The 26692-nt window shown below is 74.1% G+C and carries 2 protein-coding genes; both read left to right on the forward strand.

The window, feature by feature from the left end; translation table 11 throughout:
* The first annotated feature begins 79 nt into the window (after positions 1 to 79).
* The gene (locus ACZ6NC_RS14620) at positions 80 to 2320 is read left to right on the forward strand and encodes an ABC transporter ATP-binding protein (RefSeq protein ID WP_465732530.1); all 2241 of its coding nucleotides are present in this window, start codon (positions 80 to 82) and stop codon (positions 2318 to 2320) included.
* A gap of 104 nt (positions 2321 to 2424) precedes the next feature.
* Positions 2425 to 26691, forward strand: coding sequence for a non-ribosomal peptide synthase/polyketide synthase (locus ACZ6NC_RS14625; protein ID WP_465732532.1), 24267 nt, complete (start codon positions 2425 to 2427; stop codon positions 26689 to 26691).
* The last annotated feature ends 1 nt before the right edge of the window (position 26692 follow it).

The following is a 26692-nucleotide window of genomic DNA, read 5'->3' on the forward strand; positions in this document are numbered from 1 at the left end:
TGACCTCCGCAAACAGGTGATCGTACACATGCCATCGCTACTGGGTGCCGCAGCCGGATCCGGCTCCGTGGAACCGGGCGTGAGCCCCCGCTCGGTCATCCCGGGCCGCCAGCGCTGGGACGTCAAGCTGGTGCTCGGACGGCCCCGGACGGCCGAGATCCTCGCCGCCGCGCTGCGCCGCGTTCCGGGGATCACCGAGGCCCGGGCCAACCCGGTCACCGGCGGGGTGCTCGTCCGGCACGACGCGCGGCTGCGCCCTGCGGACGTCGGCCGGATCGTCCGCAGGGCCGTCACCCGGGTCGCGCAGGACCTGACCGGGGCTGGACGCCAGGGGCCGGCCCGGCCCGCCCCCGCCCCGCAGCCGGGCCGCGGCGTGGTCGTGCGCCCCGTGCTGGCCGTCGGCGGCGGAGTCGCGGCCGGGATCGCGCTGGTCAAGGGGTCGGCATTGAGCCGGCAGTTGGTGGCGGTGGGCGGCGTTGCCGCGGCGACCGCCGTCGTCCTGCGGAAGGCCTGGCACAGAACGGCCGACGCGTCCCGGGACGCGGCCGGGCCCGGTACCGAACGCCACGCACTGCTGGAGATCGTCGGACCGCACCGCCGCCGCCTCTACCGGGCCGCCGCCCTGTCCGTCGCCTGCCAGGTCGCGGAAGTCGCACTCGGCACCTTCCTCGGCTGGAGCGGCCTGGTCCTCATCAAGGGTGAGGCAGCTCCGCTGGTCAGCCTCGGCCTGACCACGGCCTCCGCCCAACTCTGGGGACTGGCCGGGCTGGTGGCCGTCTCCTGCGCCGCGGTGGCGGGCCTCTCGTACGTCTCGAACCTCCAGTGGCGCCGACTCGGCCAGGACATCGAGCACGACTGGCGGAGCCGCACGTACCGACACGTCCAGCGCCTCGAACTGGGGCACCTGGAGGGCGAGCGGACCAGCCGGGTGGCCGGCACGCTCACCAACGACGTCGGCCAGCTGGGCGCGTTCTTCGCCGGCCCGGCCAACGACGTGCTGCAACTCGGCACCAGCCTGGCCCTTCTGGTGCCGGCGTTCCTCCTGCTGGCACCGCAGATCGCCTGGATCGCGTTCCTGCCGATCCCGGTCATCGCCTGGCTGTCGCTGCACCACCAGGACAAGGTCGCGGCCGACTACGCCGCCGTCGGCGAGCGCCGGGCCAGGCTGGGCAGCCAGGTGATCAACTCGCTCGAAGCCGGTGCGACCGTCAAGAGCTTCTGCACCGAGGACTACGAGGCCGCACGCATCGACGGGCTGAGCGAGGAGGTCCAGGAGAGCAGCCGGCAGACCGATCTGAGCACGATCCGCCACGCCGAGACCGTCCGGGCCTGCACCACCGCGTCGATGGCCGGCACCCTGCTGATCGGCGGCCGCGCGGTGCTCAACGGCACCCTGCGCTTCGAGGTGTTCAGTCCGCTGATCGGGCTGCCCCAGATGGTGCTGATGCGGATGAGCCGGCTCGGCGGCATCGCCGACCAGTACCAGCGCACCCTCGCCTCCTACGACCGGGTGCAGCGGTTGCGCGCTCTGCCCGTTGAGGCCGACAGCGGCGACGGGACGCTCGACCCCGCCGAGGTGCGGGGCGAGATGCTCCTCGACGGGGTCACCTTCGCCTACCCCGGCCGGCCGGCGGCACTGGAGGACCTCTCACTGACCATCCCGGCCGGGCAGGTGACCGCCCTGGTGGGCGCCACCGGCTCCGGCAAGACGACGATCGCCAAACTGTTGATGCGCTTCCAGGACGCGGAGTTCGGCCGGGTGCTGCTCGACGGACAGGACGTCCGGGACCTGCGGCGGCACGAGCTGCGCCACGCCATCGGCTTCGTCGCCCAGGACCCGTTCCTCTTCGACGGCAGCATCGCCGACAACATCCGCTACGGCAGCTTCGGGGCCTCGGACGAGGCCGTGGTCCAGGCCGCCGCCATGGCCGAGGCGCACCCCTTCATCGCGATGCTGCCGGACGGCTACGACACCCTGATCGGCGAACGCGGCGCCGCGCTCTCCGGCGGCCAGCGGCAGCGGATCGCCCTGGCGCGCGCGATCCTCAAGGACTCGCCGGTCGTCATCCTCGACGAGGCCACCTCCGCCGTGGACAACGAGACCGAGGCCGCCATCCAGCGCACACTGCGCAGCTTCGCGGACCACCGGACGATGGTCGTCATCGCCCACCGCCTCTCCACGGTCCGCCACGCCGACCGGATCTACGTCATGGACAAGGGCGGCACCGTCGCCGAACAGGGCACCCACGACGAACTCGTCGCCCAGCACGGACTCTACGCATCCCTCTGGCAGCTCCAGGCCGGCGAACTCGCCGCCTGACCGCAGAGAACCACCCCGCCCGCCGACCGCGTGACGCCACCGCGGTCGGCGAGGCCCGGCATGCCCTGCGTGCCTGCCCGCCCACACTTCTGAGAGGTACCCCCATGTCCCGCCCGCCCCGCCGTCACGGCGACGTCCTTCCTCTGACCGCGGCCCAGCGGGAGATCTGGCTCGCCGAGCAGAGCTCCCGGACGCCAATCCCGGGCTACCGCGTCGGGGAGTGCCTGGAGATCCACGGGCCGGTCGATCCGGAGCTGTTCGAAGCCGCGCTGCGCCGGGTGGTCGACGAGGTCGACGCCCTGCACGTGACCTTCGTCGACGACGGTGAGGGCCCGCGGCAGATCCTCCGCGAGAGCTGGGACTGGGCGCCCGCGCACCTCGACCTCGGCGCGGAGCCGGACCCCCGGGCCGCGGCCATGGCATGGATGGAACGGGACCTGGCCCGCCCGCTGGACCTCGCCCGTGACCCGCTGTTCGGCCACGCGCTGATCCGGCTGTCGCCGACGGAGTTCCTCTGGTACCTGAACTACCACCACGTGGTGCTGGACGCGATCAGCAGCTCCATGGTCCGGCAGCGGGTCGGCGAGGTGTACTCGGCGCTGGCCGAGGACGAAGCCGTCCCGCCCTGCCCGTTCGGCTCGCTCCGGGACCTGGTCGACAGCGACGCCGCCTACCGCTCGTCCACCGACTTCACCGCCGACCGTGCCTACTGGACCGGGCGCTTCGCTGATCTGCCCGCCCCGACCAGGCTCACCGACACCTCCGTGACCGACCCGCACCGGGCCCTGCGCCTGGCCCAGGAACGGGCACTGCGCAGCCCCGAGGCGCTGCGGGCGGCGGCAGGCCGGGCCGGTGTCCGGTGGTCCCGGCTGGTGATCGCGGCGACGGCGCTCTACGCCCACCGGCTGAGCGGTGCCCAGGACGTGGTGCTCGCCCTCCCCGTCACCGCCCGCCGGGGCTCCGAACGCGACCTGATGTCGGTGCCCGGCACGATGTCCAACGTGGTGCCGCTGCGGCTGGCCGTGCGACCGGACATGCCGTGGGGCGAGCTCGTCGCCCAGGTGGCGCGGGAAGTCGACGCGGCCGTCGCGCACGAGCGCTACCGCAGCGAGGACCTGCTGCGCGACCTCGGCGCGCCCGGCAGTATCGGAACGGCCTTCCCGCTGATCGTCAACATCATGGCCTTCAACGCCAGGCCGAGCTTCGCCGGGCACCCCGCCGCGGTGCACCACTTCGTGTCGGGGTCGACCACCGACCTGGCCGTCTGGGTGTTCGACTACCGGGACGGCAACCCCCCGCTGCTCAGGCTGCACGGCGCACCGCAGGCGTACGGCGACGGTGACCTCGCCGCACACCAGCAGCGACTGCTCGCCCTGCTCGACGCCGTCGCGGACTGCGACCCGGACGAGACGGTCGGCCGGATCGACCTGCTCACGGCCGAGGAGCGCGGCGAGCTGGCGGCGCTGGGCGCCGGACCGGTGGCGCAGGCTCCCAGCGCGAGCCTGCCGGAGCTGTTCCGGGCGCAGGTGGCGGCGATCCCGGACGCCCTCGCGGTGGTGGGGCCGGAGGCGTCGCTGACGTACGCGGAGCTGGACGCGCGGGCGAACCGGTTGGCGCAGGCGCTGATCGCGGGGGGTGCGGGCCCGGAGCGGCTGGTGGCGGTGGCGCTGCCGAGGTCGGCCGAGCTGGTGGTGGCGATCCTGGCGGTGCTGAAGACCGGTGCCGCGTACGTGCCGGTGGACCCGCAGTACCCGGCGGCCCGGATCGGGTACCTGCTGGAGGATGCCCGGCCGGCCCTGGTGGTGACCGACGGCGCGTCCGCGGAGCGGCTGCCCGACGGTGGTCCGTTCGGCAGGCTGGTGCTGGACGATCCGGAGATGTCCGCCCTGGTGGGGTCCTGCCCGGCGACGGACCCGATGGTGGCCGTCGATCCGGCGCACCCGGCGTACGTCATCTACACCTCCGGATCCACCGGCAGGCCCAAGGGCGTGGCGGTGACGCACGGCGGCCTGCTCAACCTGCTCGCCGAACTCCGTCAGGTGCACCTCCCGCCCGTGACCGATGAGCGGCGGCGGCAACGGGTGGCCCTGACCACGTCGGTGTCGTTCGACGCGTCGTGGAACCAGTTGCTCGCCCTGTTCGCGGGCCACGAACTGCACGTCCTGGACCACGCGACGTGGACCGACCCGGACGCCTTCGTCGACTACGCGCGGCGCTGCGGCCTGGACTACGTCGAAGCCACTCCCTCCTATCTGCACGACCTCGTGGAGCACGGGCTGCTGGGCGGCGAAGGGTGGCGTCCGGCGGTGGTCGCCGCGGGCGGCGAAGCCGTCCCGGAGCGGCTGTGGGAGCGGCTGCGGGCGGCGGACGGAGTGTCCTGCCTCAACCTCTACGGCCCGTCCGAGTGCACCGTCAACCCGGTGATCGCGTCAGTGGGTCCGAGCCCGCGCCCGGTCATCGGCCGACCCGTCGCCAACACCCGGCTGTACGTGCTCGACGGCGCGTTGCAGCCGGTGCCGGCGGGTGTGCCGGGTGAGTTGTACATCGCGGGTGCGGGTCTGGCGCGCGGCTACCTGAACCGACCCGGCCTGACCGCCGGGCGGTTCGTGGCGGACCCGTTCGGTCCGGGTGGGGACGGGCCCCTCCTGCCCGGTGGCGGGCACGGAGGTGGGCCCCTCCTGCCCGGTGGCGGGCAAGGAGGGAGGATGTACCGGACCGGCGACCTGGTGCGGTGGAACCCGGCCGGGAATCTGGAGTTCCTCGGCCGCACCGACGACCAGGTCAAGATCCGTGGCTTCCGGGTGGAGCTCGGCGAGATCGAGGCCGTCCTCGCCGAACACCCGCAGGTCGCCCGGGCCGCCGTCACGGTGCGCGGCGAGGAGGAGCCCCGGCTGGTCGCCTACGCCGTCCTCGTGTCCGGCGCCACGACGACCGGCACCGTCCTGCGCGAGTACCTGCGTGAGCGGCTGCCCGCCCACATGGTGCCTTCGGCGCTGATGGTCCTGGACGCGCTGCCGCTGACCCCGAACGGCAAGCTGGACCGGCGCGCCCTCCCGGCGCCCGAATGGCAGTCCGCCGCACCGGGCCGTGCTCCGCGCACGGCGGTCGAGCACCTGCTCGCCGGGCTGTTCGCCGAGGTGCTGGGGGTCGCCGGGGTCGGGCTGGACGACAGCTTCTTCGAGCTGGGCGGTCACTCCCTGCTGGCCACCCGGCTGGTTGCCCGGGCCCGGTCGGTGCTGGGCGTGGAGCTGAGGCTGAGCGACCTGTTCGACGCGCCGACGGTCGCGGACCTGGCGGCCGCGGTGGACGTCGCGGCCCTGGCCAGGCCCGCGCTCGCGGTCAGCGAGCGGCCCGGGACCGTCCCGCTCTCCTTCGCACAGCGCCGCCTGTGGTTCCTGCACCGCATGGAGGGCCCGAGCGCCACCTACAACATCCCGCTGGAACTGCGGCTCTCCGGAAGCCTGGACCAGCGCGCCCTGGAAACCGCTCTGGCGGACGTGGTCGAGCGGCACGAGAGCCTGCGCACCGTCTTCCCGGTGGTCGACGGCGTGCCGTGCCAGCGGGTGCTCGACCCGGATGCGGCCCGGCTGCGGTTGCGGGTGACCGCGACCGGCGAACGCGGCCTGCCACAGCGGCTGGCGGCGGCGGCGCGGCACGGCTTCGAGCTGGCGGAGGAACCACCGCTGCGCGCCGAACTGTTCGAGCTCGGCCCCGAGGAGCACGTGCTGCTGCTGGTGGTGCACCACATCGCCGGCGACGGCTGGTCGACGGGGCCGCTCTCGCGGGACCTGGCGACCGCCTACGCGGCCCGCAGCGAGGGATCGAAGCCGGAGTGGTCGCCGCTGCCGGTCCAGTACGCCGACTACACCCTCTGGCAGCGGGAACTGCTGGGCGACGCCGCCGACCCGGACAGCCTGATCAGCGGCCAACTCACCTACTGGCGACAGCAGCTGGCCGGCCTGCCCGAGCAGGTCGAGCTGCCCTTCGACCGGCCCCGGCCCGCGGTGATGTCCTACCGGGGAGCCCAGCTGCCGGTACGGATCGACGCCGAACTGCACCAGGGCCTGCGCGCCCTCGCCCGCGACGGCGGAGCCAGCCTCTTCATGGTGCTCCAGGCCGGCCTGGCCGCCCTGCTGGGCAAGCTCGGCGCCGGCACCGACGTCCCGATCGGCACGCCGGTCGCGGGGCGCACCGACGAGGCCCTGGACGACCTGGTCGGGTTCTTCGTCAACACCCTGGTGCTGCGCACCGACCTGTCCGGCGACCCGTCGTTCACCGAACTGCTGGGCCGGGTGCGCTCCGACGCGCTGGCCGCGTACGCGCACCAGGACGTGCCGTTCGAGCACCTCGTCGAGGCCCTCAACCCGACCCGGACGCTCGCGCACCACCCGCTGTTCCAGACCATGCTCACCCTGCAGAACGCGCCGTCCGGCACCTTCGACCTGCCGCGGCTGCGGGTGGCGGCCGATCTGGTCCCGACCGGGACGGCCAAGTGCGACCTGACCTTCGTCCTGGCCGAACAGCCCGGCGCGGACGGGCTGTCGGGCGTGGTGGAGTACAGCACCGACCTGTTCGACGCGGCCACCGTCACCGGGATCGTCGAGCGGTGGCTGCGGCTGCTGCGCGCCGTCGCCGCCGACCCCGGCCGGCGGATCGGCCGGGTGGACGTGCTGTCCGCCGACGAACTCCGGGCCCTGCTGCCGACCGCCGCCGGCCGGGCCGGGAAGCTCCCGGAGAACGGCCTGCCCGCGCTGTTCGAGCGGCAGGTGCGGGCGAACCCCGCCGCGACCGCCCTCACCGACGGCGAAGTCCACCTGACGTACGGCGAGTTGAACTCCCGCGCCAACCGCCTCGCGCACGCCCTGATCGACCGGGGAGTGGGGCCCGAGCAGTTGGTGGCGCTCGCCCTGCCGCGCTCGGCCGAGCTGGTCGTCGCGGTGCTCGCGGTGCTCAAGGCCGGCGCCGCGTACGTCCCGGTGGACCCGGAGTACCCGGCTGCCCGGATCGCCTTCCTGCTCCAGGACACCCGGCCCGCGCTGCTCGTGACGACGAGCCGGACCGGCGGACTTCCGGGGGCGGAGCACGTCGACCGGCTGTTGCTGGACACCGCCGACCTGGACGGGAGGCCGGACACCGACCCGGCGGTCGCCGTCGACCCCGGCCACGCCGCCTACGTCATCCACACCTCCGGCTCCACCGGCAACCCCAAGGGCGTGGTGGTCCCGCACCGCAACGTGGTGCGCCTGTTCGACACCACCCGGGAGTTGTTCGGCTTCTGTGCCGAGGACGTCTGGACGCTCTTCCACTCCTACGCCTTCGACTTCTCGGTGTGGGAGCTGTGGGGCCCGCTGCTGCACGGCGGGCGCCTGGTGGTCGTCGACCACGAGACCAGCCGCTCGCCCGGCCGGTTCCTGGACCTGCTCGCCCGGGAGCGGGTGACAGTGCTCAACCAGACGCCGTCCGCCTTCTACCAGCTGATGCAGGCGGACGAGGAGGCACCGGAGACCGGCCGGTCGCTCGCCCTGCGCACCGTGGTGTTCGGCGGCGAGGCACTGGAGCACGCCCGGCTGGAGGGCTGGTACGAGCGGCACCCGCAGGACGCGCCGCTGCTGGTCAACATGTACGGCATCACCGAGACCACGGTGCACGTCACGTACGCGGCGCTCGACCGCTCCGGCACCGCCGCAGGACAGGTCGGCACGTCCCTCCCGGACCTGCGGGCGTACGTGCTCGACGCCGGCCTGCGGCCGGTGGCCCCGGGCGTGCCCGGCGAGCTGTACGTCGCGGGCCCGGGCCTGGCGCGCGGCTACCTGAACCGGCCCGGCCTGACCGCCGGGCGGTTCGTGGCGGACCCGTTCGGGCCGCCGGGGTCGCGGATGTACCGCAGCGGCGACGTGGTGCGCCGAGGGGCGGACTGCAGCCTGCGCTACGTCGGCCGGGCCGACCAGCAGGTGAAGGTGCGCGGCTTCCGGATCGAGCTCGGCGAGATCGAGGCGGCGCTGGCCGCCCACCCCGGCGTCGCCCAGGTCGCCGTCCTGGCGCGGCAGGACCGGGCCGACGACACCCGGCTGGCCGCGTACCTGGTGCCGGCCGCAGGCACCGCGCCGAGCCCGGCCGAGCTGCGGGCGCACCTGCGCGAGCGGCTGCCGGAGTACATGGTGCCGTCGGCGTTCGTCGCGCTGGACGCGCTGCCGCTGACCGCCAACGGCAAGCTGGACCACCGGGCCCTGCCCGCCCCCGACCTCGCCCCGGCCACTGCCTCCCGCGCGCCGCGCACCCCGCAGGAACAGGTCCTCTGCGAGCTGTTCGCCGAGGTCCTGGGCGTGGCGTCGGCCGGCGTCGAGGACGGGTTCTTCGACCTGGGCGGACACTCCCTGCTCGCCACCCGCCTGGCCGCCCGGATCCGCGCGACGCTCGGCGTGGAGATGCCGCTGCGCACCCTGTTCGAGGCGCCGACCCCCGAGGGCCTGGCCGCCGCCCTGGTGGCCGCCGGGCCGGCCCAGACCGCCCTGCTGCGGCGCGAGCGCCCCGAGACGGTCCCGCTGTCCTTCGCGCAGCGACGGCTGTGGTTCCTGCACCAGTTGGAGGGCGCCGGCGCGAACTACCACATCTCGCTGGCCTGGCGGCTGTCCGGCGAGTTGGACCGGCGGGCCCTGGAGGCCGCCGTGGCGGACGTCGTCGAGCGCCACGAGAGCCTGCGCACCGTCTTCCCGGCAGTGGACGGCGTGCCGTGCCAGCAGGTGCTGGACGCAGTGGCGGCCCGCCCGCGGCTGCTCGTGCACCGGACCACCGAGGCAGAGCTGTCAACCGCGCTGGCGGAGGCGAAGGCCCGCCCGTTCGACCTGGCGGTCGACGTGCCGCTGCGGGCCGAGCTGTTCGAGCTGGCGCCGGACGAGCACGTCCTCCAGCTGGTGCTTCACCACATCGCCGGTGACGGCTGGTCGCTGGGCCCGCTCGTGCAGGGGCTGACCGCCGCCTACGCGGCCCGCCGCCGGGGCGAGGAGCCGCGGTGGACGCCGCTGCCCGTGCAGTACGCCGACTACACCCTGTGGCAGCACGAACTGCTCGGCGACTCCACCGACCCGGACAGCCTGTTCGCCGGCCAGGCGGACTACTGGACCCGGCAACTGGCCGGCCTGCCGGAGCGGATCCAGCTGCCCACCGACCGGCCCCGCCCGGCGGTCGCCTCGCACCGGGGCGGCTCCGTGCGCGCCGGGCTGGACGCCGAACTCCACCGCGGTCTGCGCGAACTCGCCCGGGAGCACGGGACCAGTCTGTTCATGGTGCTCCAGGCGGCTCTGGCCGCGCTGCTGAGCAAGCTCGGTGCGGGCGACGACATCCCGGTCGGCAGTCCGGTCGCCGGACGCACCGACCAGGCGCAGGACGAGCTGGTCGGCTACTTCGTCAACACCCTGGTCGTCCGCACCGACACCTCGGGCGACCCGACGTTCGCCGAGCTGCTGGGCCGGGTCCGGGACACCGCGCTGGCCGGATACGCCCATCAGGACCTCCCGTTCGAGTACCTCGTCGAGGTCCTGAACCCGTCCCGGTCGCTGGCGCACCACCCGCTGTTCCAGGTCATGCTGGTGCTGCAGAACGTGCCCCGGGCCGACTTCGCGCCGCCCGGCCTGCACGTCGAGGACCTGCCGCAGTCCTCGACCACCGCCAAGCTCGACCTGATCTTCACCATGTCCGAGCAGCACGCGCAGGACGGCACTCCGGAGGGGATCGACGGGTCCGTCGAGTACACCAGCGACCTGTACGACCCGGCCACCGTCGAGACGATGATCAGGCGGTGGGAGCGGCTGCTCCGTGCCGCCGTCGCCGAGCCGCGGCGGCGGCTCAGCAGGCTCGACCTGCTCACCGCCGAGGAGCGGGCCGGGCTGGCGACGCTGGGTACCGGTCCGGCCGCCCAGGACTTCACCGCGAGCCTGCCGGAGCTGTTCCGCGAGCACGTCCGGGCGACCCCGGACCTTGTCGCCCTGGTGTGCGGCGACGTGTCGTTGTCGTACGCGGAGCTGGACGTGCGGGCGAACCGGTTGGCGCAGGCGCTGGTCGCGCGGGGTGCGGGGCCGGAGCGGTTGGTGGCGGTGGCGCTGCCGAGGTCGGCGGAACTGGTGGTGGCGATCCTGGCGGTACTGAAGACGGGTGCGGCGTACGTTCCGGTGGACCCGCAGTACCCGGTGGCCCGGATCGCCTACCTCCTGGAGGACGCGTCTGCGGCTCTGGTGGTGACCGATACCGCGTCCGCGGAGCGGCTGCCCGACGGTGGTCCCCTCGACCGGCTGGTGCTCGACGCCCCGGAGACGGCCGTCCTGCTGGCGGCCTGTCCGCAGACGGACCCGATGGTGGCCGTCGGTCCCGACCATCCGGTCTACGTCATCTACACCTCCGGTTCCACCGGTAGGCCCAAGGGCGTCATGGTGACGCACGGCGGCCTGCTCAACCTGTTCGCCAACCAGGTCCCGCTGGTCTTCCGGACGGGGGAGCGGATGCGGGTCGGACTGACCACGTCCGTGTCCTTCGACGCCTCCTGCGACCAGCTGTTCGCCCTCTTCGCGGGCCACGAGCTGCACGTCCTGGACGAGGCGACCTGGACCGACCCGGACGCCTACCTCGCGTACGCGGTGCGGGCCGGGCTGGACACCGTCGGCGGCACTCCTTCCTACGTGCAGGTCCTCGTCGAACACGGCCTGCTGGACCACCCGCAGTGGCGCCCCTCGATGATCGGGCTGGGCGGGGAGACCGTCCCCGAGCAGCTGTGGGAGCGGCTGCGGGCCGCCGAGGGAGTGCTCTCCCTGAACTACTACGGGCCGTCCGAGTGCACGGTGGACTCGGTCTTCGCGCCGTTGGGGTCGAGCCCGCGGCAGGTGATCGGCCGACCGCTCGGCGGAGTCCGGCTGTACGTGCTCGACGGTGCGTTGCAGCCGGTGCCGGCGGGTGTGCCGGGTGAGCTGTACATCGCCGGTGCGGGTCTGGCGCGCGGCTACCTGAACCGGCCGGGCCTGACGGCCGGGCGGTTCGTGGCGGACCCGTCCGGTCCGAGCGGATCGAGGATGTACCGGACCGGCGACCTGGTGCGGTGGAACCCGGAGGGGAACCTGGAGTTCCTCGGCCGCACCGATGACCAGGTCAAGATCCGCGGCTTCCGGGTGGAGCTCGGCGAGATCGAGGCCGTCCTCACCGAACACCCCCAGGTCGCCCGGGCCGCCGTGGTGGTACGGAAGGACCGGGCACGAGACCCCCGCCTGGTCGCCTACCTGCAGCCCGCCACCGGGGCGGAGCTGCGGCCCGAGGAGCTGCGGGTGCACCTGCGCGAGCGGCTGCCGGAGTACATGGTGCCGACCGCGTTCGTGACCATGGAGAGCCTGCCGCTGACCGTCAACGGCAAGCTGGACCGGCGCGCCCTGCCCGAGCCCGAGTCCACCGCGCCGCACGTCGGCCGGGCACCGCACACCCCGCAGGAGCAGGTGCTCGCCGGGCTTTTCGCCGAGGTGCTGGGCCTGCCGCAGGTCGGCGTCGACGACGACTTCTTCGACCTCGGCGGGCACTCCCTGCTCGCCACCCGGCTGGTCGCCCGGGCCAGGGCGGCCCTCGGGGTCGAGCTGGAACTGCGCTCCCTGTTCCGCACCCCGACCGTGGCCGGGCTGGCCGCCGACCTGGGCGGCGCGGACCGGGCCCGGCTCGCCCTGGAGCGGGCGGAGCGGCCCGCGCTGGTGCCGCTGTCGTCCGCCCAGCGGCGGCTGTGGTTCCTGCGCCAACTGGAAGGCGCCGACTCGGTCTACAACATGCCGCTCGCGTGGCGGCTCACCGGACCGCTGGACCCGGCAGCTCTGGAGGCGGCGCTGGGCGACCTCGCCGACCGGCACGAGACACTGCGCACGGTCTTCCCGGCCGTGGACGGCGTGCCCCACCAGCAGGTGCTGGCCGTCGGGGAAGCACGGCCCAGGCTGGCAGTCACCCCGACCGCCGAGTCGTCCCTGGGGGAGCTGCTGGCGGGATCCGCCGCGCGCGGATTCGACCTCGCGGCCGAACCGCCTCTGCGCGCAGAGGTGTTCGAGATCTCGCCGGACGAGCACGTGCTGCTGCTGGTCATGCACCACATCGCGGGCGACGGCTGGTCGCTGGGCCCGCTGGCCGCCGACCTGGCCACCGCGTACGCGGCCCGCCGCCGGGGCGATGAGCCGCAGTGGGCGCCGCTGCCCGTGCAGTACGCCGACTACACCCTGTGGCAGCAACGGCTGCTCGGCGACGCGGCCGACCCGGACAGCCTGTTCGCCCGTCAGACGGATTACTGGAAGCGGACGCTGGCGGACCTGCCGGAGCAGATCAGGCTTCCCGCCGACCGGCACCGTCCCGCGATCCCCTCCCACTCCGGTGGCCACCTGGCGGTCGAACTGGACGCCGACCTGCACGCCGGACTGGTCAGGCTGGGCCGGGAGCACGGCGCCAGCGTCTACATGGTGATGCAGGCCGCCCTGGCCTCGCTGCTGGACAAGCTCGGCGCGGGCACGGACATCCCGGTCGGCAGCCTGATCGCCGGCCGGACCGACCAGGCGCTGGACGACCTCGTCGGGTTCTTCGTCAACACCCTGGTGCTCCGTACGGACACCAGCGGCGACCCGTCCTTCGCCGAACTGCTGGTGCGGGTCCGGGAGGCCGCGCTCGGCGCGTACGCGCACCAGGACCTGCCGTTCGAGCACGTCGTCGAGGCGCTCAACCCGTCCCGGTTCCTGGCCCGTCAGCCACTCTTCCAGGTCCTGCTCGCGTTGCAGAACGTGCCCAGCACCGAGTTCGCGCTGGACGGCCTGGACGCCGAGATCGTCCTGGTGCGGACCCCGACCACGATGTTCGACCTCGGCTTCCACCTGCTGGAGCGCGGCGGCACCGGCGGCCCGGCCGAGGGCATCGTCGGACGGGTCGAGTACAGCACCGACCTGTTCGACCCCGCCACGGTGGAGACCCTGGTCGCCCGGTGGCTGCGCCTGCTGGCGGCTGTGGTCGCCGAGCCGTCCCTGCCGCTGAGCCGGATCGGCGTCCTCACCGCCGAGGAGCGTCGCGAGCTGCTGGTCGCCCGCAACGACACCGCCTGCCCGGCCCCCGATGCCACCCTGCCCGCGCTGTTCGAGGCGCAGATCCGGGCGACACCGGAGGCCCCGGCGGTGCTGTTCGAGGACACCGTCCTGACCTACCGCGAGCTGAACCGCCGGGCCAACCGCCTGGCACACGCGCTGATCGCGCGCGGGGTGGGCCCCGAGCAGGTCGTCGCGCTGCGGTTGCCGCGCTCCGCCGAGTTGGTGGTCGCCGTTCTCGCGGTGCTCAAGACGGGCGCGGCGTACCTACCGGTCGACCCGGACTATCCGGCCGCCCGTATCACGTACATGCTGGAGGACGCGCGTCCTGCCGTGGTGCTCGACGACCTCGCGGCCGTCACCCCGCCCGGGGACCTGCCGGAGCACGACCCGGCCGTCCCCGTGGACGCCCGGCACCCGGCGTACGTCATCTACACCTCCGGCTCCACCGGCCGGCCCAAGGCCGTGGTGATGCCCGCCGCCGGGCTGCTGAACCTGCTGGCGTGGCACCACCGGGCCGTCGGCGGCGAACCCGGCACCCGCACCGCGCAGTTCACCGCGATCAGCTTCGACGTCTCCGTGCAGGAGATGCTCTCCGCGCTGCTGTACGGCAAGACCCTGGTCGTGCCGACCGAGGAGCAGCGCCGCAGCGCCGAACTGTTCGCCCACTGGCTGGACCGCCACCGGGTCGAGGAGCTGTTCGCCCCCAACCTGGTGGTCGAGGCGCTGGCCGAGGCCGCCGAGGAGACCGGGCTGGACCTGCCGCACCTGCGGCTGGTCGCCCAGGCCGGCGAGGCGATGCGGCTGAGCGGTGCCGTGCGCCGGTTCCAGGCCCGCCGACCGGGCCGGGTACTGCACAACCACTACGGGCCCGCCGAGACCCACGTGATCACCGCCTACGCACTCCCGGCCGACCCAGCCGACTGCCCGCTGCCGGTGCCGATCGGCCGCCCGATCGCCAACTGCCGCGTCTACGTGCTGGATTCGGCCCTGCGACCGGTCGCCCCCGGCGTGCTGGGCGAGCTGTACCTGGCCGGAGCGGGGCTCGCCCGCGGCTACCTGAACCGCCCCGGACTGAGCGCCGGGCGCTTCGTCGCCGACCCGTACGGTCCGGCCGGCACGCGGATGTACCGCACCGGCGATCTGGTGCGCTGGCGCGCTTGGGGGTCCCCCCGGCCGGAGGCTGGGGGAGGGGAGTTGGAGTTCGCCGGCCGGGTCGACCACCAGGTCAAGGTCCGCGGGTTCCGGATCGAGCCGGGCGAGATCGAGGCCGAACTGACCGCGCACCCGGGCGTCGCCCAGGCCGCGGTGCTCGCCCGGGAGGACCTGCCGGGCGAGACCCGGATCGTCGCGTACGTCGTCCCCCCGGACGGGAGCGGGACGACCGCGGCGACGCTGGCGGCGTACCTGCGCGACCGGCTGCCGGACTACTTGGTTCCAGCTGCGTTCGTGCTGCTCGACGCGTTGCCGTTGACACCGAACGGGAAGCTGGACCGGGCGGCGCTGCCCACGCCCGAAGCAGCCCCCACAGGCAGTGGAAGGGCGCCGCGCACCCCACAGGAGCAGATCCTGTGCGAGCTGTTCGCCGAGGTGCTGGGCCTGGCCCGGGTCGGCGTGGACGAGGACTTCTTCGCACTGGGCGGCCACTCCCTGCTCGCCACCCGGCTGGTCTCCCGCGTCCGGGCGACCCTCGGGGTCGAGCTGGAGCTGCGCGCCCTGTTCCGTACTCCGACCCCCGCCGGGCTGGCGGCCGGACTGCACGACGCCGGCGTCGCCCGGCAGGCCCTGGTGCCCCGGCCCCGCCGCGAACCGATGCCGCTGTCGTTCGCCCAACGCAGGCTCTGGTTCCTCCAGCAGTTCGGGATGCCCAGCGCCACCTACCACATGCCGCTGGCCCTGCGGCTGTCCGGCCGCCTCGACCGGGCCGCCCTGAGCGCCGCGCTCGTGGACGTGGTGGCCCGGCACGAGACGCTGCGCACGGTCTTTCCGCACACCGCCGGAATCCCGCACCAGCGGGTGCTGGACCCCGCCGAGGCCGCCGTCCCGCTGACCGTGCGCGCAGCCGCCGAGGCGGAGGTGCCCGCCCTGCTGCGCGAGGCGACGGTGCGGGGCTTCGACCTGACCTCGGACGTGCCGCTGCGGGCGGAGCTGTTCGCCCTCGCGCCGGACGAGCACGTGCTGCTGCTGGTCATGCACCACATCGCGGGTGACGGCTGGTCCATGGGCCCGTTGGCCCGCGACCTGGCCGCCGCCTACACCGCCCGGCAGGGCGGTGGGGCACCGGAGTGGCCTCCCCTGCCGGTGCAGTACGGCGACTACACCCTGTGGCAGCACGAGATCCTCGGCGACGAGCACGACACCGACAGCGTGTTCACCCGTCAGGTCGCCTACTGGAGGCAGGCGCTGGCCGGGCTGCCCGAGCAGCTGCAGCTGCCCGTCGACCGGCCGCGACCGGCCGCCATGTCGTACGGCGGTGACCTGCTCGAACTCCGGATCGAGGCCGAACTGCACGCCGCGCTGGTGGAGCTGGCCCGGCGCTCGGGGACGACCCTGTTCATGGTGCTGCAGGCGGCGCTCGCGGCGCTGTACACGCGGCTGGGCGCGGGCACGGACATCCCGATCGGCAGCCCGGTCGCCGGTCGCACCGACGAGGCGCTGGACGACCTGGTCGGCTTCTTCATCAACACGCTGGTACTGCGGACCGACACCAGCGGGGACCCGTCCTTCACCGAGCTGCTGGGCCGGGTGCGGGAGACGGCGCTGTCCGCGTACGCGCACCAGGACGTGCCGTTCGAACACCTGGTGGAGGCGCTGAACCCGTCCCGCTCGCTCTCCCACCACCCCCTGTACCAGACCGGTCTGGTCGTGCAGAACGCGCCCGGTGGCGACTTCGACCTGCCGGGCCTGAAGGGCTCCGGGATGGCCGTGCTCACCGGGACCGCCCGCCTCGACCTGACCTTCGGGTTCGCGGAGGAGCACGGGCCCGACGGCGCGCCGGCCGGGCTCAGCGGCGCGGTCGAGTACAGCACCGACCTGTTCGACCGTCCGACGGTCGAGGCCCTGGCCGCCCGGTGGCTGCGGCTGCTGGCCGCGGTCGCCGCCGCGCCCGACCGGCCGATCGGCGGGATCGACGTGCTCTCCGCCGAGGAACGCGGCGAGCTGCTGCCCGCCGCCGAGGACTGGGCTGCCGGGGCGAGCCTGCCGGAGCTGCTCGCGGCGCAGGTGGCGGCGACGCCGGACGCGGTCGCGCTGGCCTTCGGTGAGCAGGAGTTGACCTACCGGCAGCTCGACGCCTGGGCGAACCGGTTCGCGCACGCGCTGATCGCTCAGGGTGTGGGCCCGGAGCGGGTGGTGGCGGTGGCCCTGCCGCGGTCGGTGGAGTCCGTGGTGGCGGTCCTGGGCGTGCTGAAGGCCGGGGCGGCGTACCTGCCGGTGGACCCGGCCTACCCGCAGGCGCGGATCGCGTACATGCTGGAGGACGCCCGCCCGGCGGTGGTGGTCGACGACCCGGCGATGGTGACCGGGGCTCTTGAGCAGCCGGAGACCGATCCGGGCATCGTGGTGGACGTCCGGCACCCGGCGTACGTGATCTACACCTCGGGCTCGACCGGCCGCCCCAAGGGCGTCGTGGTGAGCCACAGCGGCGTGTCGGGTCTGGTGGCGGCGCAGGTCGAACGGCTCGGCGTGGCGCCGGGCAGCCGGGTACTCCAGTTCGCCTCGCCCAGCTTCGACGCGTCCTTCTGGGACCTGTGCAGCGCGCTTCTCACCGGCGCCGCTCTCGTCCTGGCCCCCGCCGAGGCCCCGTTGGAGGCCCTGACGGACCGTCGGCTGGACGTCACCCACGTGACGCTGCCGCCCTCGGCCCTGGCCGCGCTGGAGAGCGCCGACCTCACGGCCGCCACCCTGGTGGTGGCGGGTGAGGCGTGCCAGCCGGAGCTGGTGGAGCGGTGGGCGCCCGGGCGGCGGATGATCAACGCCTACGGCCCGACCGAGACCACGGTGTGCGCGACCATGAGCGACCCGCTGTCCCCGGGGTCCGGTGTGCCGCCGATCGGCCGACCGGTCGCGGGCTTCCGGGTGTACGTCCTGGACGAGCGGCTGCGACCGGTGCCGCCGGGCGTGGCGGGGGAGTTGTACGTCGCGGGCGCGGGCCTGGCGCGCGGCTATCTGAACCGGCCGGGCCTGACGGCCGGGCGGTTCGTCGCCGGCCCGTTCGGCCCTGCGGGCGCGCGGATGTACCGCACCGGCGACCTGGTGCGGCACCGGGCTGACGGCGGGCTGGAGTACGTCGGCCGCGCCGACCAGCAGGTCAAGGTCCGCGGCTTCCGCGTCGAACTCGGCGAGGTCGAGGCCGCGCTGGCCGAGCATCCCGCCGTCGCCCGGGCCGCCGTCCTCGCCCAGGACGACCGGCTCGTCGGCTACGTGGCGGTCCGTTCCGGTCAGGCCCTCCGTCCCGCGGAGTTGGCGGCGTACCTGCGCGAGCGGCTGCCGGACTACTTGGTTCCGTCCGTGTTCGTGCTGCTCGACGCGTTGCCGTTGACGCCGAACGGGAAGCTGGACCGGGCGGCGCTGCCCACGCCCGAAGCAGCCCCCGCAGGCAGCGGGCGGGCGCCGCGAACCCCGCAGGAGCAGATCCTTGCCGAGCTGTTCGCCGAGGTGCTCGACGTGCCGCAGATCTCGGTCGACGACGACTTCTTCGACCTGGGCGGGCACTCCCTGCTCGCCACCCGGCTGGCCGCCAGGGTGCGCTCGGTGCTCGGCGTGGAGCTCGGGCTGCGCGCACTCTTCCAGGCGCCCACCGTGGCCGGCCTGGCAGGGGCACTGGCCGGGGCCGGGCGTACCCGCCCGGCGCTGACCGCGCAGGAGCGGCCGCAGGCGGTGCCGCTGTCCTTCGCCCAGCGCCGGCTCTGGTTCCTGCACCGCATGGACGCCGCCGCGGCCTATCACATCCCGCTGGCGCTTCAACTGACCGGAACGCTCGACCGGCCCGCGCTGGACCAGGCACTGGCCGACGCGGTGGCCCGGCACGAGAGCCTGCGGACGGTGTTCCCCGAGATCGACGGCTCGCCCTGCCAGCGCGTGCTCGACCCGGCAGCGGTCCGCCTCCGGGCCCGGCCGACCCAGGTAACGCAGGACGAACTGCCGCAACGGCTCGCCGAGTCCGCCCGGCAGCCCTTCGACCTGGCGACGGAGCCGCCGCTGCGGGCGGAGCTGTACGAGCTCGCACCGGACGAGCACGTGCTCCTGCTGGTCATGCACCACATCGCCGCCGACGGCTGGTCCACCGGGCCGCTGGCCCGGGACCTGGCCGAGGCCTACGCGGCCCGCTGCGAGGGCCGGACGACGGACCGACCGGCCCTGCCGGTGCAGTACGCCGACTACACGCTGTGGCAGCGCGAGCTGCTCGGCGACGCCGCCGACCCGCAGAGCCGGTTCGCCGAGCAGCTCGACTACTGGAAGCGGCAGCTGTCCGACCTGCCGGAGCTGCTCCAACTACCCGTCGACCGGACCCGCCCGGCCGTCGCCGGCTGGGCGGGAGACCACCTCGGCCTGCAGCTCGACGCCGAACTGCACGCCGCACTGGCGAAGTTGGCGCGGAACACCGGGACAAGCCTGTTCATGGTGCTGCAGGCGGCGCTCGCGGCGCTGTACACGCGGCTGGGCGCGGGCACGGACATCCCGATCGGCAGTCCGATCGCCGGTCGCACGGACGAGGCGCTGGACGACCTGGTCGGGTTCTTCGTCAACACGCTGGTGCTGCGGACCGACACCAGCGGGGACCCGTCCTTCGCCGAGCTGCTGGGCCGGGTGCGGGAGACGGCGCTGTCCGCGTACGCGCACCAGGACGTGCCGTTCGAGCACCTGGTGGAGGCGCTGAACCCGTCCCGCTCGCTCTCCCACCACCCCCTGTTCCAAACCGTCCTGGCCGTCCAGAACGCTCCGATGGGCCGGTTCTCGCTGCCCGGCCTGGACGTCACCACCTACGCGGTCGCGACCGGAACCGCCAAGTTCGACCTCGGCCTGAGCATGGTCGAACAGTTCGGCCCGGACGGGAACCCGGCCGGGATCGCCGGCGCGGTCGAGTACGCCACCGACCTGTTCGACCGCTCCACGGTCGAGGCCCTGGTCCGGCGCTGGACGCTCCTGCTGAAGGCCGTCACCGCCGACCCGGAGCAGCCGATCGGAGGGATCGACCTCCTCGACGCCGACGAGCGGCACCGGCTGCTGGAGAAGGGCAACGCGACCGCCCGGGACGTGGGCGCCGTCCCGGTGCCGCAGGCCTTCGCGGCGCAGGTGGCGGCCGAGCCGGACACAGTCGCGCTGGCCTGTGGTGAGCAGGAGTTGACCTACCGGCAGCTCGACGCTCGGGCGAACCGGTTCGCGCACGCGCTGATCGCCCGGGGCGTCGGCCCGGAGCAGATCGTCGCGGTGGCCCTGCCGCGGTCGGTGGAGTCCGTGGTGGCGGTCCTGGGTGTGCTGAAGGCCGGGGCGGCGTACCTGCCGGTGGACCCGGCGTACCCGCAGGCGCGGATCGCCTACATGCTGGAGGACGCCCGCCCGGCGCTGCTGGTCGACGACCCGTCCATGGTGACCGAGGGCGACTGGCCGGACACCGACCCGCAGGTCGCCCTCGACGTCCGGCACCCGGCGTACGTCATCTACACCTCCGGCTCCACCGGCCGCCCCAAGGGCGTCGCGGTCGGCCACGGCGGTGTGGCGAGCCTGGTCGCCGCCCAGATCGAGCGCTTCGCGATCGAACCCGACAGCCGGGTGCTCCAGTTCGCCTCGCCCAGCTTCGACGCCTCGGTGTCGGAGATCTACACCACCCTGCTGCGCGGAGCCACCCTGGTGCTGCCCCCCGCAGCCGATCCGCTCGCCGCGCTGACCGACCCGGGACTCGGCATCACCCATGTGACGGTGCCCCCGTCCGTCCTCGCCGCCGTGCCGGACGGTGCGGTGACCGCGTCGACCCTGGTGGTGGCAGGTGAGGCGTGCCCGCCGGAGCTGGTGGCGCGCTGGGCGCCCGGACGCCGGATGATCAACGCGTACGGCCCGACCGAGACCACGGTGTGTGCGACCATGAGCGACCCGCTGTCCCCGGGGTCCGGTGTGCCGCCGATCGGCCGGCCGATCACCAACTCCCGGGTGTACGTCCTGGACGACCGGCTGCGACCGGTGCCGCCGGGCGTGGCGGGGGAGTTGTACGTCGCGGGCGCGGGCCTGGCACGCGGCTATCTGAACCGGCCGGGCCTGACGGCCGGGCGGTTCGTCGCCAGCCCGTTCGGCCCTGCCGGGGATGGGCCCCTCTCCCCCAGCCTGGCGGCCGGGAGGTGCCCCCAGCCCGATGGCGGGCAAGCAGGGAGGATGTACCGCACCGGTGACCTGGTGCGCTGGCGGGCCGACGGCGAGCTGGAGTATGTCGGCCGCGTCGACGACCAGGTGAAGGTGCGCGGCTTCCGGGTCGAGCCGGGCGAGGTCGAGGCCGCGCTGGCCGAGCACCCCGCCGTCGCCCGGGCCGCCGTCCTCGCCCAGGACGACCGGCTCGTCGGCTACGTCGTCCCGCGCCAGGACGCGGCCCGGGACGGCGCGTTGGAGGCGGACCACGTGGGCGAGTGGCAGGACATCTACGACGCCCTGCCCATCGCCCCGGAGGAAGCGGCCTTCGGTCAGAACTTCGTCGGCTGGAACAGCAGTTATGACGCGAGCCCGATCCCCGTCGAGCAGATGCGGGAGTGGCGGGACGCCACCGTGGCCCGCATCCTGGCCCTGCGCCCCCGCCGGGTGCTGGAGGTCGGCGTCGGCACCGGCCTGCTGCTCTCGCAGGTCGCGCCGCACTGCGAGACCTACTGGGCCACCGACTTCTCCGCCACCGCGATCGACGCCCTGAGCGCCCAGGTGGCGGGGGAGGAGCGGCTGGCCGGCCGCGTGGTGCTGCAGACCCGGCCGGCGCACGACACCGACGGGCTTCCGGCCGGGGAGTTCGACACCATCGTGATCAACTCGGTGGTGCAGTACTTCCCGTCCGCCGACTACCTCGCGGACGTGATCGGGAAGCTGATGCGGCTGCTCGCCCCCGGCGGCGCGCTCTTCGTCGGCGACGTCCGCAACCTGCGACTGCTGCGCCCGCTGGCCACGGCCGTCCAGCTGCACCGGACCGGCGACGACGCCGACCTCGCGGCCGTGCGTCGCGCGGTGGAACAGGCCGTCCGGGTGGAGAAGGAACTCCTGGTCGACCCGGACTTCTTCACCGTCCTGCGGGAGCACGGTGCGGACATCGGTGCGGTGGCCGTGGAGGTCAAGCGCGGCCGCCACCACAACGAACTGACCCGTTACCGCTACGACGTGACGCTGCACAAGCCCCCGATCGCGCCGGCGGCCCCGAGTCGGCCCGTCGAGCTGGAGTGGGGGCGGCAGGTCGCCGGCCTGGCCGGGCTGCGCGAACTCCTCGCCCAGCCGCCCGCCGAGGTGCTGCGGATCACCGGGGTGCCGAACCGCCGCGTGGCGCAGGAGGCCGCCCTGGCCCGGGCCGTGCAGGACGGCAACGGGACGCTCACCGAACTGCGGAACCGGCTGCACGTCCCGGAGGACGGCGACCTCCCCGACCCGGAGGACTTCCACGCCCTCGGGCGGGAGTTCGACCGCACGGTGGCCGTCACCTGGTCGGCCACCGAGGCCGACGCCCTGGATGTCGTCCTCACCGACCCGCAGACGCTCCACAGCTCCCCCGCCGAGCCGTACCGGCCGGCCGGGGCAACCGGCGGCGCGCTGTCGGCGCTGACCAACCGCCCGACCGGCGGCCGCGGCACCGGCGCCCTCCTCGGCGAACTCCGAGACTGGTTGCGCGGGCGGCTGCCCGACTACCTGGTCCCGTCGGCGTTCGTGGCGCTGGACGCACTACCGCTGACGGCCGGCGGCAAGCTCGACCGCCGCGCGCTGCCCGCCCCCGACCTCGGCCCGGCCGCGGGCGGGCGGGCCCCGCGCACCCCGCAGGAGCAACTCCTCGCCGAACTGTTCGCCGAGGTGCTCGGGCTGGCCCAGGTCGGGGTCGAGGACAGCTTCTTCGACCTCGGCGGGCACTCGCTGCTCGCAACCCGCCTCGCCTCCCGGGTCCGGGCGACCCTCGGCGCGGAGCTGGAGGTCCGCACCCTGTTCGAGGCCCCGACCGTGGCCGCACTGGCGGCCCGCCTCGACGGCTCCGGCACGGCGCGGCCCGCACTGACCGCCCACCCGCGCCCCGAGCACGTACAGCTGTCCTTCGCCCAGCGCCGCCTGTGGTTCCTGCACCGGATGGACGGGCCCAGCGCCACCTACAACATGCCGCTCGCACTGAGCCTGACCGGCGACCTCGACCGGCCGGCCCTGCACGCCGCGCTCGCCGACGTGGTCGCCCGGCACGAGAGCCTGCGGACGGTCTTCCGAGAGACCGACGGCGTCCCGTACCAGGTCGTGCTGAGCGCCGCGCAGGCCCGTCCGGCGCTGCCGGTGGTCGAGCTCGACGAGAGCCGGCTGGCCGAGCGCCTGGTGGACGCCGCCCGGCGCGGCTTCGACCTGGCCGCGGAGCCTCCGGTCCGGGCCGAGCTGTACGCCCTCGCCCCCGACCGGCACGTGCTGGTGGTCGTGGTGCACCACATCGCCGCCGACGGCTGGTCGATGGGCCCGCTCTCCGGCGACCTCGCCACGGCCTACGCGGCGCGCTGCCGGGGCGAGGAGCCGCAGTGGTCCCCGCTGCCGGTGCAGTACGCCGACTACACCCGCTGGCAACGCGATCTACTCGGCGACACCGCCGACCCGGACAGCCTGTTCGCCCGCCAACTCGCCTACTGGAAGGACGAGCTGGCGGGAATCCCGCAGCAGGTGCAGCTGCCCGCCGACCGGCCCCGCCCGCCGGTGGCCTCCCAGCGCGGCGACCGGGTCGTGGTCCGGCTGGACCGCGAACTGCACCAGGCCCTGCGGGACCTGGCCGCCGCGCGCGGCGCCAGTATGTTCATGGTGCTCCAGGCCGGTCTCGCCGCCCTGCTCACCCGGCTCGGCGCCGGTACGGACATCCCCATCGGCAGCCCGATCGCCGGCCGCACCGACCAGGCGCTGGACGAGCTCGTCGGCTTCTTCGTCAACACCCTGGTGCTGCGCACCGACACGACCGGCGACCCCGGCTTCGCCGAACTGCTCCGCCGGGTGCGGCAGAAGGCGCTCGCCGCGTACGACCACCAGGACGTGCCGTTCGAGCACCTGGTCGAGGTGGCCAACCCGGTGCGGTCGCTCGCCCACCACCCGCTGTTCCAGGTCATGCTGGCCCTGCAGAACGCGCCGTTCGGCGAGTTCGCCCTGCCCGGCCTGGAGACCGGCCACCTGGAGGCGCCGACCGGGACCTCCCGGGTCGACCTGACCTTCAGCCTGGCCGAGCAGTTCCGCCCGGACGGCACCGCCGACGGCCTGGTCGGCGCGGTGGAGTACGCCACCGACCTGTTCGACGCGCCCACCGTGGAGCTGCTGTTCGAGCGCTGGGCCCGCCTGCTGCGCACGGCGGCCGCCGACCCGGACCGGCCGATCAGCCGGATCGACCTGATGTCCGGCGCGGAACGCCACCGCGTGCTGCACGGCTTCAACGACACGGCCGCACCGCTGTCCACAGCCTCGCTGCCGGAGCTGTTCACCCGCCAGGTGCGGGCCACCCCGGACGCGGTCGCGGTCGTGGCCGGCGGCACCGAGCTGACCTACGCGGAACTCGACCGGCGGGCCGACCGCCTGGCCGGGGCACTGATCGGCCACGGCGTACGGCTAGAGACGCCGGTCGCGGTCATGCTGCCCCGCTCGGCGGACCTGGTCGTGGCGATCCTGGCGATCATCAAGGCGGGCGGCGCCTACGTGCCGCTGGACCCGCGCTTCCCCTCCTCCCGCATCGACCTGATCATGCGGGAGAGCGGAGCCGCCCTGGTGCTCACCACGGAGGTGCTCGCCGCACTGGCACAGTCCGCGGACGCCCACCCGTCCGGCTTCGAAGCCCCCTGCCGGCCAGGTCAGCTGGCGTACATCATGTACACCTCCGGCTCGACCGGGCGGCCGAAGGGCGTGGCCGTCACCCACCGCGACGTGGCGGGCCTCGCCCTGTCCCCCGAATGGCGCGGCGGCGGACACGAGCGGGTGCTGATGCACTCCCCGACGGCCTTCGACCTGTCGACCTACGAGCTGTGGGTGCCGCTGCTCAACGGCGGCCGGGTCGTCGTCGCCCCGCCGGAGCAGCTCGACCTCGACCTGCTGCAACACACGATCGCCACCCACGGCGTGACCGGACTCTGGCTGACCGCCGGCCTGTTCCGGCTGGTCGCCGAGGAACGGCCGGGCCTGCTCTCCGGGGTCCGCGAGGTCTGGACCGGCGGCGACGTGGTCTCCCCGGCCGCCGCCGCCCGGGTGCTCGCGGCCTGCCCCGGTATCGAGGTGGTCAACGGCTACGGGCCCACCGAGGCCACCACCCTGGCCACCCGCCACCCGGTGCGCGACCTCGCGGAGAACGCCGCGACCGTGCCGATCGGCGGCCCGATGGCGAACATGCGCGCCTACGTGCTCGATGACCGGCTGCGGCCGGTGCCGACCGGCATGGTCGGCGAGCTGTACCTCGCGGGAACGGGCGTGGCCCGCGGCTACTTCGGCCGCCCCGGCCTGACGGCGGAGCGATTCACGGCCGACCCGTACGGGCCGGCCGGGAGCCGGATGTACCGCACCGGCGACCTCGCCCGGTGGCTTCCCCGGGAGCACCCCCGGCCGGTGGGGGCACCTCCTGGCCTCCCCGTGGGGGCACCCCCGGCCGAAGGCTGGGGGACTTCGGCCGGGGGGACCCCCATGGCTGGGGGCGCCGGGGGAGGGACACTGGACTTCGCCGGACGCGTCGACCACCAGGTCAAGCTGCGTGGCCTGCGGATCGAGCCCGGAGAGATCGAGGCCGTCCTGGCGGCCTGCCCCGACATCGCCCAGGCGGCCGTGGTCGCCCGCGAGGACCGGCCGGGCGACAAGCGGCTGGTCGCCTACCTGGTGCCCGCCCCCGAGGGCGGGCCCGAAACGGCGGAACTGTCCGCCCGGCTGCGCCGCGACCTGCCCGACTACATGGTGCCGGCCGCGTTCGTCATCGTGGACGCCCTGCCGCTGACCGCCAACGGCAAGCTCGACCGGGCCGCCCTGCCCGCCCCCGACTACGGAGCCTCGGACGCCGGACGCGGCCCCCGGACGCCGCAGGAGCAACTGCTGTGCGGTCTGTTCGCCGAGATCCTGGGCCGGGAGCAGGTGGGCATCGACGACGGCTTCTTCGACCTGGGCGGGCACTCGCTGCTGGCCGCCCGGCTGGCCTCCCGGGTCCGCGAGACCCTCGGCCTGGAACTGGGGCTGCGAATGCTGTTCGAGGCGCCGACCGTGGCCGGGCTCACCGACCGCCTCGCCATGAACGACCCGGCCGACGCGCTCGACGTGCTGCTGCCGCTGCGCGCGACCGGGACGGACACCCCGCTGTTCTGCGTCCACCCCGGCGGCGGCATCAGCTGGTCCTACAGCGGGCTGCTGAACCACCTCGGCCCGCAGCACCCGGTCTACGCGCTCCAGGCGCGCGGCCTCGGCCGGCCCGAACCGCTGCCGACCTCCTACGAGGAGATGGCGGCCGACTACGCCGACCACGTCCAGAAGATCCAGCCCCAGGGCCCTTACCTGCTGCTCGGCTGGTCCGCGGGTGGCCTGATCGCCCACGCGCTCGCCTGCGAACTCCAGGCGCGGGGCGAGCGGACCGCACTGCTGGCGATCCTCGACGCCTACCCGGTGAAGGACGTGCGGTTCGAGGAGGAGCCGGTACCCACCGTGCGGGACGTGCTCGTCGGAGTGCTCGACGTCGACCCGGACGAACTGGGAGACCGGGAGATCACCTACGCCGAGGTCGCCGAGGTGCTGAACCGGCGCGGCAGCGCGCTGGCCGGCCTGAACGAGCGGCAGGTCGAGGTGATCGTCCAGATCATGATCAACAACGCGAAGCTGGCGGTCGACTTCGTCCCCGGCAGGTACGACGGGGACCTGCTGCTGTTCAACTCCACGATCGGCCGGGGCGACGACGACGCCGGTCCGGAGGTCTGGCGCCCGTACATCGCGGGCCGGATCGAATCGCACGAGATCACCACCCGGCACGACCAGATGACCCAGGCGGGCTCGCTGGCCCAGATCGGACCGGTCCTGGCCGCCAGGATCGCCGGGGCCACCGGCGACGCCCACGACTCCGAGGCCACCGGTGACACCGGTGCCGCCACCCTTTCCCACCAGGAGGACTGAC

Source organism: Kitasatospora sp. NPDC041988 (assembly GCF_055588525.1).

Bases quoted from the DNA above. Each gene is read 5' to 3' on its own strand.
- ACZ6NC_RS14625 (WP_465732532.1), top strand. From the start codon at position 2,425: ATGTCCCGCCCGCCCCGCCGTCACGGCGACGTCCTTCCTCTGACCGCG.